The organism is Nocardia sp. NPDC003999, assembly GCF_053604885.1.
On sequence record NZ_JBSGIB010000001.1, the window covers coordinates 430,780 to 443,744 of the forward strand.

Consider the following 12,965-nt stretch of genomic DNA (forward strand, 5'->3'; position numbering starts at 1 on the left):
CCCGCCGCGGATCACCTTTTGTCGGTATGCCCGGATTCCGCAGATGACTAGTCGCCGACCGATGGGTAAGGTGGGCGCCGATGACCAGCATGGAAGCCCGTTTCGGCGATGCCACCCGGACCGTGCCCCTCCCGAACCCGTGGAATCTGACCGCTTACCTGGCCGCGGTGGCCGCCCATCGCGGACGCTCGATCAGCCTGCATCCGGTGCCCAAGGCGATGTTGGCGGACACGGGTTGCGGCGGAGGCGGCTTGTGGGTGGCACGCAAGCACGACGACATCATCGTCTACGACGCCGCGGCGACTGGCCGCAACGCCGATCACGTTATCTTGCACGAGATCGGTCACATGCTCTTGGGTCACCACAACGACCAAGAACGCGGCGATCCATTGCCGCCCTCGTTGGCCGTCGTCCTGCCCTCGATTTCGCCGCAATCGATCGACCGCGTCCTCGGCCGTGCCGAGTTCGGCGTCGATCGCGAGCGGGAGGCGGAGGTCTTCGCCGACATGACCATGGTGTACGCGACTCTGCCACGTCGGCGCCGCCGCTCGTTCCGGCTGTTCGGGCGAGGTCGGTAGCTACCAGCGGTCGTAACGCCCGTCGGGTAGTCGTCTGGCTCCGGCACGCAGGTCGTCGATGAGATCCTGGTAACCGTCGGCCAATTCGTCGATTCGGACCCATGCGTCGTAGAAGACCGATTCCGGCGCGTGCGCCAGCGCCACGAACGCCTGAGCGGCCAGCATGGCCAGCCGGTCGACGACGTGGCCCACGGTCTCGGCGTGTTCGGGCGCGGCGGGCGGCGGTATCGGCGTCGCCAGGGTGACCCAGCGGTCGATGCCGCGCACGAGTTGCACTCGACGCCGGTCGAGTTTGTCGCACCGGCTCGCGGGAGTGCGTTCGCGTGTCTGATGCAGCTGAGCCAGTTCTCCGGCCGCTTCCAGCATCGGATGATCCATGTGCGGCAAGCCCCGGAAGGCAGCCAGCAGGAGTTCTTTGCCCGGAATCACCCGGGCCTCGGACACCTGTTCCATTCTCCGGACCCCCATTCCGACCAGCGTGGACGCGTCTCGGTCGCGCCCGCGATGCCTTGCCTCGCCGGTGTCCCGGCACTGCCCGAACATCCACATATGCCCAGCGTGACCGAGAGTGGCCCGGGTCGCGTCGAATTCGATCACTTCCGCGCACGCGACACGCCCATTGACCGATTTATCCGGTCACACACCACCCTCCAAAGCTTTGGCAAATATCCAGTGACCTTGCGTTTTTCGACGATAGAGCCATATCTCCTGGGATTATGGCCAGCCGAGACGACACGCCAGCCACGCTCCGGCGAGCCGGGCAAACACTGACTGATGCTCACGCAACCGCGGCGAACGCGGCGGTCCCGGCTTCCGGCAAGCCGCCGCCCAATACCCGGCGAGCGCGCAGACGAAAGCGTCGACCGCCACGGGGTCCACGTCGCGAGTCACTGAATGGGTGGCGATGATCGGATCCGGATCCACACCGGCGGCCGCGATGGACGGCGCGAGCGCGACGAGGTCGATCCACGCGGCGCCCCGGCAGGCCCACGCCCAATCGACCGCCAGCACCGCACCATCGGGCCGCCGCAGCATGTTGTCCGGCCGAAGATCCGTGTGCAGCAAAGTGTTTCCTTCCGCGGCCGTGGGCCACGCGGCTTCCAGTTCGGCCAATTTCGTCAGGTGACGAAGCGACCAACTGTCCAAGTCCGCCGGAAGCCCTTCCGTCACGAACGTTCGCCAGCCGGTCAGCTCCGGTCCGTAGGCTTCCGCAACCGTCGGCATATCAGCCAGTGGGCTCGGAGTCAGCTCCGCCGCCAATCGCGCCACCAGCTCGAGAGTGTCTCGCAACTCCCCCGGCTCGCCGAGTCGGGGAAACGCTCCCTCGACATCGTCGAAAACCGCGACGAACCACCCCGCGATCTCCGTCGCGAACCGGCATCGCGGTGCGGGCACCGTCGCCGGGAGCCGAGCCGCGATCCGCGCTTCCTGCCGATACATCACCGCGAGACCGTCTTCCGCCTCGATCGCCTTCACGAAGGCAGCACCACCGCCGACGGTGCGCAAGCGCGCTGCCACACCGTGGCTGAACCCTCCGCGCTGATTCTCGGCAGTGTGGACGGCGTCTCCGAGTACGCGCTCTACTTCCGCCCGTACCGGCTCCGGCGCCTCGGCCCATCCGATCCGCAGAGCGGTGCCCTGGTAATCCACCATCACTCGATCGTCCGAGCCGCACCGGGAACTCACCACCGAATTACGCGCCCGCATGCGCTCGGATCGGCACTGCACCGCCGCACTTCTTCATGAGGCAAGGCCGAACGCAAGGGCGACCTCGTCACACACGGGCAAGCCCTTCGACTCTGGGCAATTCAGCTTTCGCGCCGCAGGGCGTCTCCGCACTCGAGGCGCTGGCGTCTGATGGTGCGAAATTCGAAGCGCGCGTTCCGGATGGTTCTCCCGGGCACTACCGGAGCGCTTCTATTCCCCGCGGCGCGATCGACACGCGGCGTGGCAGGTTGCCGCCCACGGCCGGAGTGCGTCATGCCTGCGGGTCGGCATCGCTTCAGGATGTGATCTCTTGCGCGTCGAGATAATCCAGACCGCCGATGTAGATGGTGTGGCCGGGGTCAGCGGTGGCGGCGGTGGCATCGGCGACCGCGGTGGCGAACTCCGTGACCGTGGGCAAGTCGCCGTGCTCGCGGCGCGCGGCGACGGCGTCGGGATTTCGGCGTTCCAGCAGTTGGACGATGATCGTGCCGTCGATCATGTCGCCGGAGACCACGTGCAGGGCGATGCCCCTGGCATCGAGTTCCGGGATCATGGCGCGCAGCGCGTCCTCGCCCGCGCGCTTGCTGGCGGCGATGGGTTCGTAGTCGGCGGGGACGGGCTTGCGGCCGTGGAAGTGCGCCTGATGGCTGGTCACGAAAACGATCCGCGCACCGGAAGGCATGTGCGGCAGGGCAAGCCGCACAAGCCGTTCCTGCGCGTCACGATTGAGGGCCATGGCGTAGTCGGGCCGGGCATCGCGCTCCAGCCCACCCGACGCGTTCAGCACCAGCACATCGAGACGGCCGAACTCCTCGGCGACCCCGGCGACCAGCGCCCGGGCCGAATCCGCGTCGGCGATGTCGGCGCCCGCCGTCGAGGCACTACCGCCCGCCTGCCGAATCGACCCCGCCAGCGCGTCGGCCCGCTTCGCCTTCTCCCGGTAATTGATCACCACATGGTCGCCGCGCGTCGCGAGCACCCGGGCGGTCTCCGCGCCGATGCCGCGGGAGGCGCCCGTGATCAGAACGATTCGCCGACCGGTCCTCTCGTCCACCGTCACCCTTTCGGTCCGCCCGGCACCCGGGCCAGTGCTTCTGATTCAGAACCACTATGCTGGTTCTAAATGAGAAGCGCAAACGAACCCAAGCCGCCGCGTGGGCGGGACGACCCGGCGAACGCGCCGTTACTGGCCACGATGGACTTACTCGGCCAACGCTGGATTCTGCGCATCCTGTGGGAATTGGAACCCGACCGCCTCGGCTTCCTCGAACTGCGCCGACGGATGGGCAACTGCTCCTCGAGCATGCTTTCGGTCCGCCTGCAACACCTGCAATCCGCGGGCCTCATCGCGAAGAACCCCGACAAGTCCTATGAACTGACCACCGCGGGAGCCGAACTCGGCACGGCACTCGGATCGGTCTGGGACTGGTCGCGCCGCTGGCGCGTGACCCCCATCGAGGCCGGGGCCGACTGACTCGCGCCAGGCTCGACGGTTCGCGGTTCTGCGAGTGGCGACCTCGTATGCGTGAGACGCGAATCACAGCATGGTCAGGATGAAGGAACCGTTCACCGGCGCGTTTTCCCCCACCCCTGGCCCCTCTGTTAGAGCACATCCGAGTGACAGGCGACGGCCGTGTGCTCTACCTCGACCAGTCGCGAAACTCTCGCGACACCGCCAAAGGCGGAGACCCGGCCGCCGATGCTGGATCTGTTCATCGCGATCCTGCCGCAAGTGCTGAAGCTCGTCGATGCTTTCACGTGGCCGGCGCACAGACGCGGCCGGATGTCGAGCGCCTCGGTCTGCCCGTCCAGTTGCCCATGTCCTGCGGTTGTGCACCACCTGATTTGCGGCGGGCAACACCGACAGCCCCGCGAAGTCGCGGACACTGCGCCCTGGCGGGCTGCGGCAACTTCGGCTTTCCCGCAGCTCGGCAGCGTGCGCATCGCGTTCCAGCAGCGGAACACATGGACTGCGATTGGTTGCTCCACCCGCGAAGTTGACCTTCGAGTTGGTTGAGGCTCCATGATGGCCGGGTGGTGAGTACGGAGTCGACAGGGTTGATCACGATCGGCGTGCTCGCGCGAGCCAGCGGGCTCACGGCGAGCGCGCTGCGGTTCTACGACGACTGCGGCCTGCTCGTTCCGGCCAGAGTCGATCCGCTGACCGGATACCGCTACTACACCGAGGCGCAGCGGGAGCGGGCGGTGCTCATCCGGCAGCTGCGCTCGATCGATCTGCCGCTGGACACCATCGCGGAGATCCTCGCCGGTGACACCGACCGGGCACGATACCTGCTCGATCGTCACGTCGCGGAAATGGCGCGGCGAGCGGACGAGGCCGCGCGCGTCGCCGCCGTGGTCGAACAGTCTCTCGGCACGCAGGTGGCGATCGATGCGGCGACGCTGGCCGAGGCGCTCGACCAGGTCCGCACCGCGGTGGCCCGTACCCGCGAGATACCCGTGCTTGCGGGCGTTCTGCTGGAAGCGGGCGCCAACGCGGTAACCCTCACCGCGACCGATCGCTACCGGTTGTCCACGCGCACCGTGGTGGCGACCCGGCAGCACGGCGGCGAGTGGTCCGTGGTGCTCGATTCGAACGGGCTCGAGTCGATCACCGACCGATTGCGCGGCATGGACGAGGTCGTCGCCGCACCGTCCGGCGGCGGGCTGCTTCTGACGGGAGGCGGCGCGGAACACCGACTGGCAGTCATCGACGCTCCCTTCCCCGACCACCGCGCCGTACTGGCGGGATTGGGACCGGTGCGCACCAGGGTGGTCGTCGCCCGGCATCTGATGCTGCGGGTTCTCGAGAAATCGGATGAAGCACTGCAATTCGCGATTGATCCGACCGATATCTCGGTATCGGTGCCGGGGGACGTGCAGAGCCTGCCCGCGAAGGTGACCGGCTCCGCCGTCACACTGTCGTTCGACCCCGCGACACTGCTGCCCGCTGTCCACACCGCGCTCGGCCCCGACCTCATGCTCGACATCATCGCCGCCGATCAGCCGGTGGTGCTGCGCTCTGCCACCGACGGAGACCTCACCACCCTGGCCATGCCGGTCCGGTCTCTCCACCACAACGTCTCCGTATAAGTCGTCCGCGCCGCCGGCCATCGCCCGCGCAAACCACTGCGCGGCACGGACCACCGCGTCCCTCCCGCTCTGTTGGCACCGCGATCCGATCACCCATCTCGGTATCGCAGGTGCCCGCCCACCGCCACTACTTCCGATCGATCACCCATCTCGGAATCGCAAGTTCCCGCCCACCGCCACTACTTCCGAACGATCACCCATCTCGGAATCGCAAGTTCCCGCCCACCGCCACTACTTCCGATCGATCGGCCGCCCGACGCCGACCGTTCGGCCTCGCACACGAAACGATCCGCGTCCATCCCCCACCTGAAGGAGTTCCGCATGAACGACCACACCATGAACACCATCACCAGCGCCGTCGCACTCGGCCGCGAAGGCCGTCCGGACGACGCGCGGGAAGCTCTGCTCGCCGTATGGGCCTCGCTCGGCCCACAGGGCGACCCGCTGCACCGGTGCACCCTCGCCCACTACCTGGCCGACTTGTACGACGACGCCGCCGAAGCGCTCACCTGGGACATCCGCGCACTGGACGCCGCCGACAGCCTTTCGGACGCTCGCGCTCGAACCTTCGACGAATCACTGCGGGTGACCGCGTTCTACCCGTCGCTGCACCTCAATCTCGCCGACGACTATCGCAGGCTCGGCTCGTTCGACGCCGCACAGCGCGAAATCGATGCCGCTCGCACACGTCTGCACACGCTCGCCGACGACGGCTACGGGGCGACGATCCGAACGGCGGTCGACGAAGTCGAGTCGGCTATCCGCGAACGGCGCACCGAACCCCGGGCCTCGGCCCCGAACGGAGGCCGCTGAAGCGCGAGCAGCCCGCACCGATTCGGTGCGGGCTGCTGCGAAGTGCGGCTACTTCAAGCGAAGCTTGCCGAACAGACCGTCCTTCTCGTCGTCCGGTCCCGCGGTGAAGTACAGCGAGTCGGCGTCACCGAGGCTCTCGCCGTTGCCGAACATCAGCGCCCACAGTCCTTCGATGGCGACCGGCTTGCCGTCGGCATCGCGCAGGTAGTCGGCGAACTTGCCGGTGGTGTCGTCGTAGGCCAGCACGTGCCCCGCGCCGCCGAAGTTGCCGACCAGCAGTTTGCCGCTGAGCGGACCGAACCCGTCCGGCGCGATCGTCACCGCCCACGGGGCGTTGAGGCGCTTGCCGTCGTCGATGATGCGCACCAGTTTGCCGCCTGCGTCGAACTCGGCGAGCTTGCCCTTGTCCGGCTTGCCGCCCTCTTTGTCCTTGTCCAGCGAGTCCTCCTCACCGGCATCGAACTTGGTCGCGTCCTTCTCGTCCGGCTGGGTGGTGGCATAGGCGACGAAGACCCGGTTGCCGAGGGTCGAGACGTTGAACGGCGCGGGATCGCCGGGCTTGGCCTTCTTGCCCTTTTCCGGCGCGGCCGGGTCGATCGCGTCGCCGGTGGCGAACGGGTTGGCGAAGCCGGTGGTCGGGATCAGCTGCCAGTTCTTGTCGAACGTCCGCACCTGCGGGTCGGCGCCGAAATCCGCGGCCAGTAGCTTGTCACCGGAGGGAGCCAGCGCGATCCCGAAGAACTGCATCCCCTGCGACTGGCCGTCGAAGACCAGGTTGGCGGGGCCGTCGTGGCGCACGATCCGGCCCTCGAAGCCCAGCTCGGTCCAGGCGGAGATCTTGCCGGAGTCGGTGGCGAAGATGAACCGCGCCGAACCGTTCAGCGGCCCGCCTTCCTCCTCCACCGGCTGGTCGTGGACGACGAACAGGTCGGAGGTGATCGGCGCCGGGTTGAACACCACGCCGGTGGTCTTGCCCGCGCTCTTGTCCGAGGTGTCGGCGTCGGCGCCGGGGATGGTGACGATCTTCAGCGGGTCCTGGAAGAGCTTGTGCACTTTGTCGTCCGAGGACTTGGTCACGTCGCCGACGAACTGGAACGACTTGCCGCCCGCGCCGACCCAGAAGTGCCCACCGGCGCCCTTGGGGCGGTTGGCCAGCCCCCAGGCGTTCACCAGGTCGGGGAAAACGAACTGCGCCTTGTACTCCGCGTTGTTGGCCGCGAGATTGGTCTGGACGTATTTGTTGCCGTCGAGCGCGGGCACCTCGTCCGACTTCGAGTCCGAGCAGCCGGCCGCCACGACCAGCGCGACGCCAAGCGCCGACGCGCGCAGCAGACCACTTCGGGTCCGCGACCGGGGCGTACCGCCACGGCGCGACTCATTCCAGCGTCCGTTCAACTTCTTGTTTCCTTTCCGACCACACCACATTGGTGATAAGGCGAAGCTAACCTTAGCCTGCGGCAAATTCGGGAGTACCCGAACGGTTCGATGAGGACGGGTTTAGGCTGTTCGCCGTGGCCGAACCCCAGCCTGCGATTGCCCTGCATCCCGATATCGCTCCGCTCGCTCCACTGCTCGGCACGTGGCGCGGTAATGGGCAGGGTGAATACCCGACCATTCAGCCGTTCGGCTATGTCGAGGAAATCCGGTTCGGCCATCTCGGCCGCCCGTTCCTCACCTACCGGCAGAAGACCCGCGCCACCGACGACGGCAGGCCGCTGCACGCCGAGACGGGCTATCTGCGTTGCCCGCGACCCGACCGCGTCGAATTGATCCTCGCCCATCCCACCGGCATCACGGAAATCTGCGAGGGCTCGCTCGCCGTCGAGGACGGCACGCTGCGCATGGAATTGGACTCCACCGCTCTCGGCCGCAGCGGCACGGCGAAACTCGTGACCGCCCTCGGCCGATCGCTGCACCTCTCCGGCGACACCATCGACTACACACTTCGGATGGCGGCGGTCGGCGAACCACTGCAACATCACCTCGCCGCCACCCTGCTACGGAACTGACCCGGGCCGGAAAACGCTCGGCAACCGGCGCCGCCCACTGCTCAACTCGCTGACCAGGTCTTCGTAAGCGACCGCCGATTCGGCCAGCCGCTCCCACGCGAACCACAGGTCCCACTCCTGGTCGTCGGCCATGGCCGCGTGCGCGTACGCGCTCAGCCGCGCCAGGCGGTCGACCACCGAGCCGAACGATTCGGTGTGCAGATAGGCTCCGCCGCGCGCGGTGGGCAAACGAACCTCGACCCAGCGGTCGATGTCCCGAATCAGCCGTGACCGGCGCTCATCGCCGCCGCAGCTACATTCCCCATCCACCCGGATGCGGCGAATATGGAGGTCAGCCAAGGTGCGCGCCCGCAGCAGCACGGGATGTCCCGGTGGCGGCACGTCTTCTCTACAGGCGCGCAGTAGTTGACTTCGCGTCGGCAGTCCTTCGCTCATACCGCACCTTTCCCACCCGCGCGGGCCAGCACGCAGTTCACGATCACCATCCCGGACGGACGAAACGTATCCCGCGGCGCCACCACCCAGCGGCGGAATACGCCGTTCGCGTCGGCGGGTGACGGCAGCGCGATTTCACTGCCGAACGGCACGATCGAAACGTCGATCCGGAACAACGCGGCGAACAACCGCACGTCGTCTGGTAGATCCGGTCGGCACAGGAAAGTCCATCGGCGAGAACGGATATGCGCGATCACCGGGCCGATCGAGTGGCCACGGAAAAGCATGTCGTCGCGCACGCGCTGCCCCAGCCTGTCGGGCATCGTGATCCCGCCCACCACGCCCGCCTTCACGACGATGCGGCCGATCTCCGGATGTATACCGGCGGGCAACCCACAGGTGCGGCGGTAAAACGCGCAGCGGGACGCGGGAGTGTCCGCGAATGCCGCATGATTCATTCGCCAGCCTCGATTCACATAGTTCGGTACGCGAAATCCCGGTCGCTGGACCTGGAACCGTTGGCGCGGTTAAGGTTTCAGCACTTCTTCGATTGGGTCCGGGCGCGTTCAGTGAAGCACCGGATATCGCTGGGCGGGAATGTTCTCAGTGGTGGAATCGGGCGGAAACGGCCCAGGTTCCAAGGCCCCCCGCCACAAGGTTCCAGTTAGGTACCCGACCACTAGTTCGGCTACGAAAGGGATTAGTCGTGACTTCAACAGGTTCCACCCTGCCTCGCCGGATGCTGGGGCGTCAGCTCCGGGCGCTGCGAATCAACGCGGGCATCAGCGCGGAATACGCCCGTGACGCGATCGACGTGAGCAAGCAGACCCTGTGGCGGATCGAGACCGGGCAGTCCGTCCGGCTTCATCCGCTGGTCATCGAAGGGCTGTGCAAGCTGTACGGGGCGTCCGAGGAACGCACCGCCATCCTGCTCAACCTGGTCGAAGAGACCAAGCACACCGGCTGGTGGCATGCGTTCAATGACATCATTCTCGAAGACTTCAACCTCTTCGTGGAGTTGGAGGCGACGGCCAAACGTGTCGCCTCTTTCCAAACAACCCTGCTTCCTGGACTACTGCAAACCGATGAGTATCGGCGCGCCTTGATCTGGGTCCGCTTCGCGGCGATGTCCGGAGCTGAGGTCGAACGAAAGATAGCGGCATTCAGGCAGCGGAAGTCACGCTTGGACAACGACTCCGACCCGGTGCGCTTTGAAGCCGTCATCGATGAGTCCGCACTGCGCCGGGCGATCGGCGGACCCTCGGTCATGGAAGGTCAGCTCCGACACCTGCTGCGAATCGGTGAACGACCCCATGTTTCGGTACGGGTGGTTCCTCTCGCAGCGGAGGTGTACGGGGGGCTGAATGTCGGCTCGTTCGTGATTCTCGACTTCCCTGAGCACCCGATCGCTCATCTCACCCAACCACCGATCGTTTACGTGCAGGGATTCACCGGCGACCTGTATCTTGAGAAGCCTGACGAGGTCCGGCGATACCGTCAGGCGTACGCCGACATCCTGCGATCGGCCCTCGACCAGGAGAGCAGCCGATCCCTCATCCGCAAAATCGCCGAGGAGTATGCCGAATGAGCGCCAGCGTACCCGCTGCTGCCTGGTTCAAGAGCAGCTTCAGCAGCGCGGATAGGGACTGCGTCGAGGTCGCGTTTCTCCGCGAGGGCTGCGTAGGTGTACGTGACTCGAAGAATCCCATCGGCCCGGCGCTCGTGTTCGGACCGAGCGAGTGGGACTCGTTCACTGTCTGGATAGCCAGCGGCGACCTAGACCCGTCGCAGCCCTGAAGCCGCTCGTATCGTGCACCGCCCGAGCCGCCACCTCGCACCTCGCGCGAGGCAGGGGCACTCGCTGAAGTGGGCGGATCGGTCACAGGTGATGCATGTCAGGTCGCTTGCACCCGGCAAACGCCGCCGGTAGCGTCAACATTCACTGCAGGGGGCGGAGGAGCCGGTCCGGCCCTGGAGAAGCCAGGAACAACCGGTGCGAGGGGAACCAATGACATCAGGGCGGACTTCGCGGCGATTGACCATCCTCGCCGTCGGTACCGCGCTCGTTCTGGCGGGCTGTGGTCCGGCCGATGACGATGCCGCACCGACCGGAACCTCCTCCGCCGTTCCGAGCTTCGCCCCTGACGCACCCACTGGCTACGACCCGTGCACCGACATCCCGCAAAGCGTGCTCGATTCAGAGAACCTGCGCAGCAAGGATAAGAAGGACGCCAATGCATCGGGGGGTGTCAAGTGGCGTGGTTGTATGTGGGCGCAGCCTGATGGATACGTACCAACAATTCGCACAACGAATCTCACCGTTAACATGGTGCGGGACAAGAAGTTCGCAGATACCCGCGAATACGCCATCGGCGGTCGCCGAGCGATCTCGACACGGCAGGTCGAGGAGCACCTCAGCGCCGTATGCACGATCAATGTGGAGATGAAGGGCGGAAGCCTGGAATTCTTCCTCAGCAACCCGCCGTCGAATCGCAAGACCGGCCAACTCGACACCTGCGCACTCGCGAAGACTCTGGCGGAGAAGGTAGTTCCGACAATGCCTGCCACTGTTTGACATACGTCGAAGCGATCGACTCACCGGGAGGGAATAACACATGGGTGACGACAATGCGCAGCCGCCTCGGCCTATGGCCAACATATTGAACGCCGCACAAGAGGGCCAGCTAGGTATCCAGATGTCCGCAGAGGACTTCATCTACATAGACCGTGACTGCGAGTATTTCAAGATTTCCATTCGAAAAATCCAAGCCTCTATGGATCTTGTGGCAGGACAGGATCACTGGGGCTTGGGCGAGGGTAACGGCGACATGGTCTCGGCAGAAACCTTGGTCGACAGATTCAAGAAGAAGGCTCGGGGGGCCGAGGATCGCAACAGTGTCCATCAGATCATGGAAGATCACTATCGGATCGTCGAGGACATCCAAGAGGTGCATCGGCTCGCCCGTGATCGAATCATGCAGGTAGACAGCGACTTTGCCGCAGATTTCAACCGGTTGAACACCACACTGCCCGAGCGCCCGCCCGTCGGAGTCCAGTTCTCACCGCCCAGGCTCCCGAATGGAGCGGACAAATGAACGGCTACGAGAACAAGCGCATCCCGAACGGTGGTGAGCACCCCGACAGCTGGGAACACTCCCGCATCAACGACACGTTCAAGCCGCTCGACCCCACCGATACGTTCACCCAAGCTGACACGTACTGGCAAGCTCGCAACGAGTGGGAGCGAGGTGTTGAGACTTTCGCGCGCTCCATCCAGACTTCCATTGCGCAAGCCTGGTCCGGCCCCGCAGCGGAGCAGTCCAAGAGCTCCATCGCCAAATACACCAGCGACGCACAGAATCTGACGACATCCCTCGAGGAGCTGTACTACCGGGTTCGCGACGCCGCCACCGCGATCACCGATACGAAGAAGGCTATCCCCGATCTCGTCAATATCCCGTTCGAGGATCGCATTTTCAATCCGAGGCGCTGGAATCTGTCGAGCGAACGCTTCCTGGCCGAGCAATCCGCGCGGGTCGCGATGCAGGAATACTACGTTCAGCCGTTCAGCGAGATGGACGGCAAGATTCCGGTGCTGCCCACTCCGGTCGGCCCGACCGCGTCGGTGGACATCCCGGCGCCCCCTCCAGGCGGATACCACAGCGACGATAGCGGCGGCCCCTCGTCGAACGACTCCGGCAACGGTCCTACCAGCACCGATTCCGGTACTCCCGGCGACAAGGACGGCGACGGCAAGCCCGAGACGACGAGCGCCGAAGAACAGCAGCAGTCCACCGACGAGTCGACCCAGAACCAGCAATCCTCCGACGCGACGGCGTCCGATACCACGACCAAGCCCGCAGGCGTGGACCCCACGTCGACGACTCCCGCCTCCACCACGGACCCGACGAAGACCACGTCGACGGGCACCCCGACCCCGCATAGCCCGGGCACACCGGGCAGCCCCGGCACGCCCGGCACAACGAACCAGCCGCAACCGGGACGCAGCATCGCGGGCGCACCGGGAACGCCGAACACATCAATGAATCCGGCAGCCGCGGCGCGGACCACCTCCGGACTGCGAGGCACGAGCGGAACGTCGGGCATGATGCCGCACGGCTCTCGCGGCAGCGGCAAGGACGATGAATCCGAGCACAAGACACCGGACTACCTGATCACCCAGGAGAACACCGACGAGCTGCTCGGCGAGCCCCCGAGAACGCTGCCCGGCGGCGTCATCGGTGGCACCCCCGACTGACTGCCCGCACACTTCTCGACTCGGCGCACGCCCGCATCCACAGGTAGCGGGCGTGCGTGGATAGTGGCCGCT

16 protein-coding genes are annotated in these 12,965 nt (G+C 65.9%); 10 read left to right on the top strand and 6 right to left on the bottom strand.

Translation table 11 applies throughout. From position 1 onward, the window contains the following. The first annotated feature begins 80 nt into the window (after positions 1 to 80). A complete protein-coding gene (locus ACWESM_RS02105) occupies positions 81 to 578 on the top strand; it encodes a hypothetical protein (RefSeq protein ID WP_452490750.1) in 498 nt (165 codons plus the stop codon). On the opposite strand, the gene ACWESM_RS02110 is transcribed toward ACWESM_RS02105, so the two are convergent. From ACWESM_RS02110 to ACWESM_RS02120, 3 genes are all read right to left on the bottom strand, one after another. Beyond that, positions 579 to 1,022: a DUF4254 domain-containing protein gene (locus ACWESM_RS02110; protein WP_452490752.1), complete on the bottom strand. Its 444-nt coding sequence runs from the start codon at positions 1,020 to 1,022 to the stop codon at positions 579 to 581. A gap of 270 nt (positions 1,023 to 1,292) precedes the next feature. Beyond that, positions 1,293 to 2,231: a phosphotransferase family protein gene (locus ACWESM_RS02115; RefSeq protein ID WP_452490754.1), complete on the bottom strand. Its 939-nt coding sequence runs from the start codon at positions 2,229 to 2,231 to the stop codon at positions 1,293 to 1,295. 349 nt (positions 2,232 to 2,580) lie between these two features. Continuing rightward, positions 2,581 to 3,345 (bottom strand): SDR family oxidoreductase, encoded by a 765-nt coding sequence (locus ACWESM_RS02120; protein WP_452490756.1) that lies wholly within the window; start codon positions 3,343 to 3,345, stop codon positions 2,581 to 2,583. A gap of 63 nt (positions 3,346 to 3,408) precedes the next feature. Between ACWESM_RS02120 and ACWESM_RS02125 the strand changes: the two genes are divergently transcribed. From ACWESM_RS02125 to ACWESM_RS02135, 3 genes are all read left to right on the top strand, one after another. Then, positions 3,409 to 3,759, top strand: a complete 351-nt coding sequence (locus tag ACWESM_RS02125) for a winged helix-turn-helix transcriptional regulator (RefSeq protein WP_355070001.1) — start codon at positions 3,409 to 3,411, stop codon at positions 3,757 to 3,759. 560 nt (positions 3,760 to 4,319) lie between these two features. Continuing rightward, positions 4,320 to 5,378, top strand: coding sequence for a DNA polymerase III subunit beta family protein (locus tag ACWESM_RS02130; RefSeq protein ID WP_452490758.1), 1,059 nt, complete (start codon positions 4,320 to 4,322; stop codon positions 5,376 to 5,378). Between the two features lie 321 nt (positions 5,379 to 5,699). Further along, positions 5,700 to 6,191, top strand: a complete 492-nt coding sequence (locus ACWESM_RS02135) for a hypothetical protein (RefSeq protein ID WP_364427082.1) — start codon at positions 5,700 to 5,702, stop codon at positions 6,189 to 6,191. Positions 6,192 to 6,239: 48 nt separating this feature from the next. Here ACWESM_RS02135 and ACWESM_RS02140 read toward each other — a convergent pair whose 3' ends face one another. Beyond that, positions 6,240 to 7,586 (bottom strand): TIGR03118 family protein, encoded by a 1,347-nt coding sequence (locus tag ACWESM_RS02140; RefSeq protein WP_452490760.1) that lies wholly within the window; start codon positions 7,584 to 7,586, stop codon positions 6,240 to 6,242. A gap of 107 nt (positions 7,587 to 7,693) precedes the next feature. Between ACWESM_RS02140 and ACWESM_RS02145 the strand changes: the two genes are divergently transcribed. Next, positions 7,694 to 8,200 carry a peroxynitrite isomerase gene (locus ACWESM_RS02145; protein WP_412805199.1) on the top strand — a complete coding sequence of 169 codons (507 nt, stop codon included), beginning with the start codon at positions 7,694 to 7,696 and terminating at the stop codon, positions 8,198 to 8,200. Here the strand turns inward: ACWESM_RS02145 and ACWESM_RS02150 are convergent. Further along, positions 8,189 to 8,635, bottom strand: a complete 447-nt coding sequence (locus ACWESM_RS02150) for a DUF4254 domain-containing protein (protein WP_355069991.1) — start codon at positions 8,633 to 8,635, stop codon at positions 8,189 to 8,191. The genes ACWESM_RS02145 and ACWESM_RS02150 overlap by 12 nt on opposite strands. Next, entirely contained in the window at positions 8,632 to 9,093 is a 462-nt protein-coding gene (locus ACWESM_RS02155) for a DNA-directed RNA polymerase subunit beta (RefSeq protein ID WP_364427089.1), read from the bottom strand. The genes ACWESM_RS02150 and ACWESM_RS02155 overlap by 4 nt, the downstream gene beginning before the upstream one ends. 248 nt (positions 9,094 to 9,341) lie before the next feature. On the opposite strand from ACWESM_RS02155, the gene ACWESM_RS02160 reads away from it, so the two are divergent. The 5 genes from ACWESM_RS02160 (at position 9,342) to ACWESM_RS02180 (ending at position 12,893) form a co-directional block, all read left to right on the top strand. Continuing rightward, positions 9,342 to 10,223: a helix-turn-helix domain-containing protein gene (locus tag ACWESM_RS02160; protein ID WP_452490762.1), complete on the top strand. Its 882-nt coding sequence runs from the start codon at positions 9,342 to 9,344 to the stop codon at positions 10,221 to 10,223. After that, positions 10,220 to 10,432 carry a DUF397 domain-containing protein gene (locus tag ACWESM_RS02165; RefSeq protein ID WP_397275602.1) on the top strand — a complete coding sequence of 71 codons (213 nt, stop codon included), beginning with the start codon at positions 10,220 to 10,222 and terminating at the stop codon, positions 10,430 to 10,432. The genes ACWESM_RS02160 and ACWESM_RS02165 overlap by 4 nt, the downstream gene beginning before the upstream one ends. A gap of 238 nt (positions 10,433 to 10,670) precedes the next feature. Beyond that, the gene (locus ACWESM_RS02170; RefSeq protein WP_452490764.1) at positions 10,671 to 11,210 is read left to right on the top strand and encodes a DUF3558 domain-containing protein; all 540 of its coding nucleotides are present in this window, start codon (positions 10,671 to 10,673) and stop codon (positions 11,208 to 11,210) included. Positions 11,211 to 11,250: 40 nt separating this feature from the next. Continuing rightward, positions 11,251 to 11,730, top strand: coding sequence for a hypothetical protein (locus ACWESM_RS02175; RefSeq protein ID WP_452490766.1), 480 nt, complete (start codon positions 11,251 to 11,253; stop codon positions 11,728 to 11,730). Beyond that, positions 11,727 to 12,893 (top strand): WXG100-like domain-containing protein, encoded by a 1,167-nt coding sequence (locus ACWESM_RS02180; protein WP_452490768.1) that lies wholly within the window; start codon positions 11,727 to 11,729, stop codon positions 12,891 to 12,893. The genes ACWESM_RS02175 and ACWESM_RS02180 overlap by 4 nt, the downstream gene beginning before the upstream one ends. Positions 12,894 to 12,965 lie beyond the last annotated feature (72 nt).

Excerpts from the sequence above, each read along its gene's own strand:
- ACWESM_RS02105 (WP_452490750.1), top strand. The coding sequence starts at position 81 with ATGACCAGCATGGAAGCCCGTTTCGGCGATGCCACCCGGACCGTGCCC.
- ACWESM_RS02115 (WP_452490754.1), bottom strand. The coding sequence starts at position 2,231 with ATGGTGGATTACCAGGGCACCGCTCTGCGGATCGGATGGGCCGAGGCG.
- ACWESM_RS02125 (WP_355070001.1), top strand. The coding sequence starts at position 3,409 with ATGAGAAGCGCAAACGAACCCAAGCCGCCGCGTGGGCGGGACGACCCG.
- ACWESM_RS02135 (WP_364427082.1), top strand. The coding sequence starts at position 5,700 with ATGAACGACCACACCATGAACACCATCACCAGCGCCGTCGCACTCGGC.
- ACWESM_RS02150 (WP_355069991.1), bottom strand. The coding sequence starts at position 8,635 with ATGAGCGAAGGACTGCCGACGCGAAGTCAACTACTGCGCGCCTGTAGA.
- ACWESM_RS02155 (WP_364427089.1), bottom strand. The coding sequence starts at position 9,093 with ATGAATCATGCGGCATTCGCGGACACTCCCGCGTCCCGCTGCGCGTTT.
- ACWESM_RS02165 (WP_397275602.1), top strand. The coding sequence starts at position 10,220 with ATGAGCGCCAGCGTACCCGCTGCTGCCTGGTTCAAGAGCAGCTTCAGC.
- ACWESM_RS02175 (WP_452490766.1), top strand. The coding sequence starts at position 11,251 with ATGGGTGACGACAATGCGCAGCCGCCTCGGCCTATGGCCAACATATTG.
- ACWESM_RS02180 (WP_452490768.1), top strand. The coding sequence starts at position 11,727 with ATGAACGGCTACGAGAACAAGCGCATCCCGAACGGTGGTGAGCACCCC.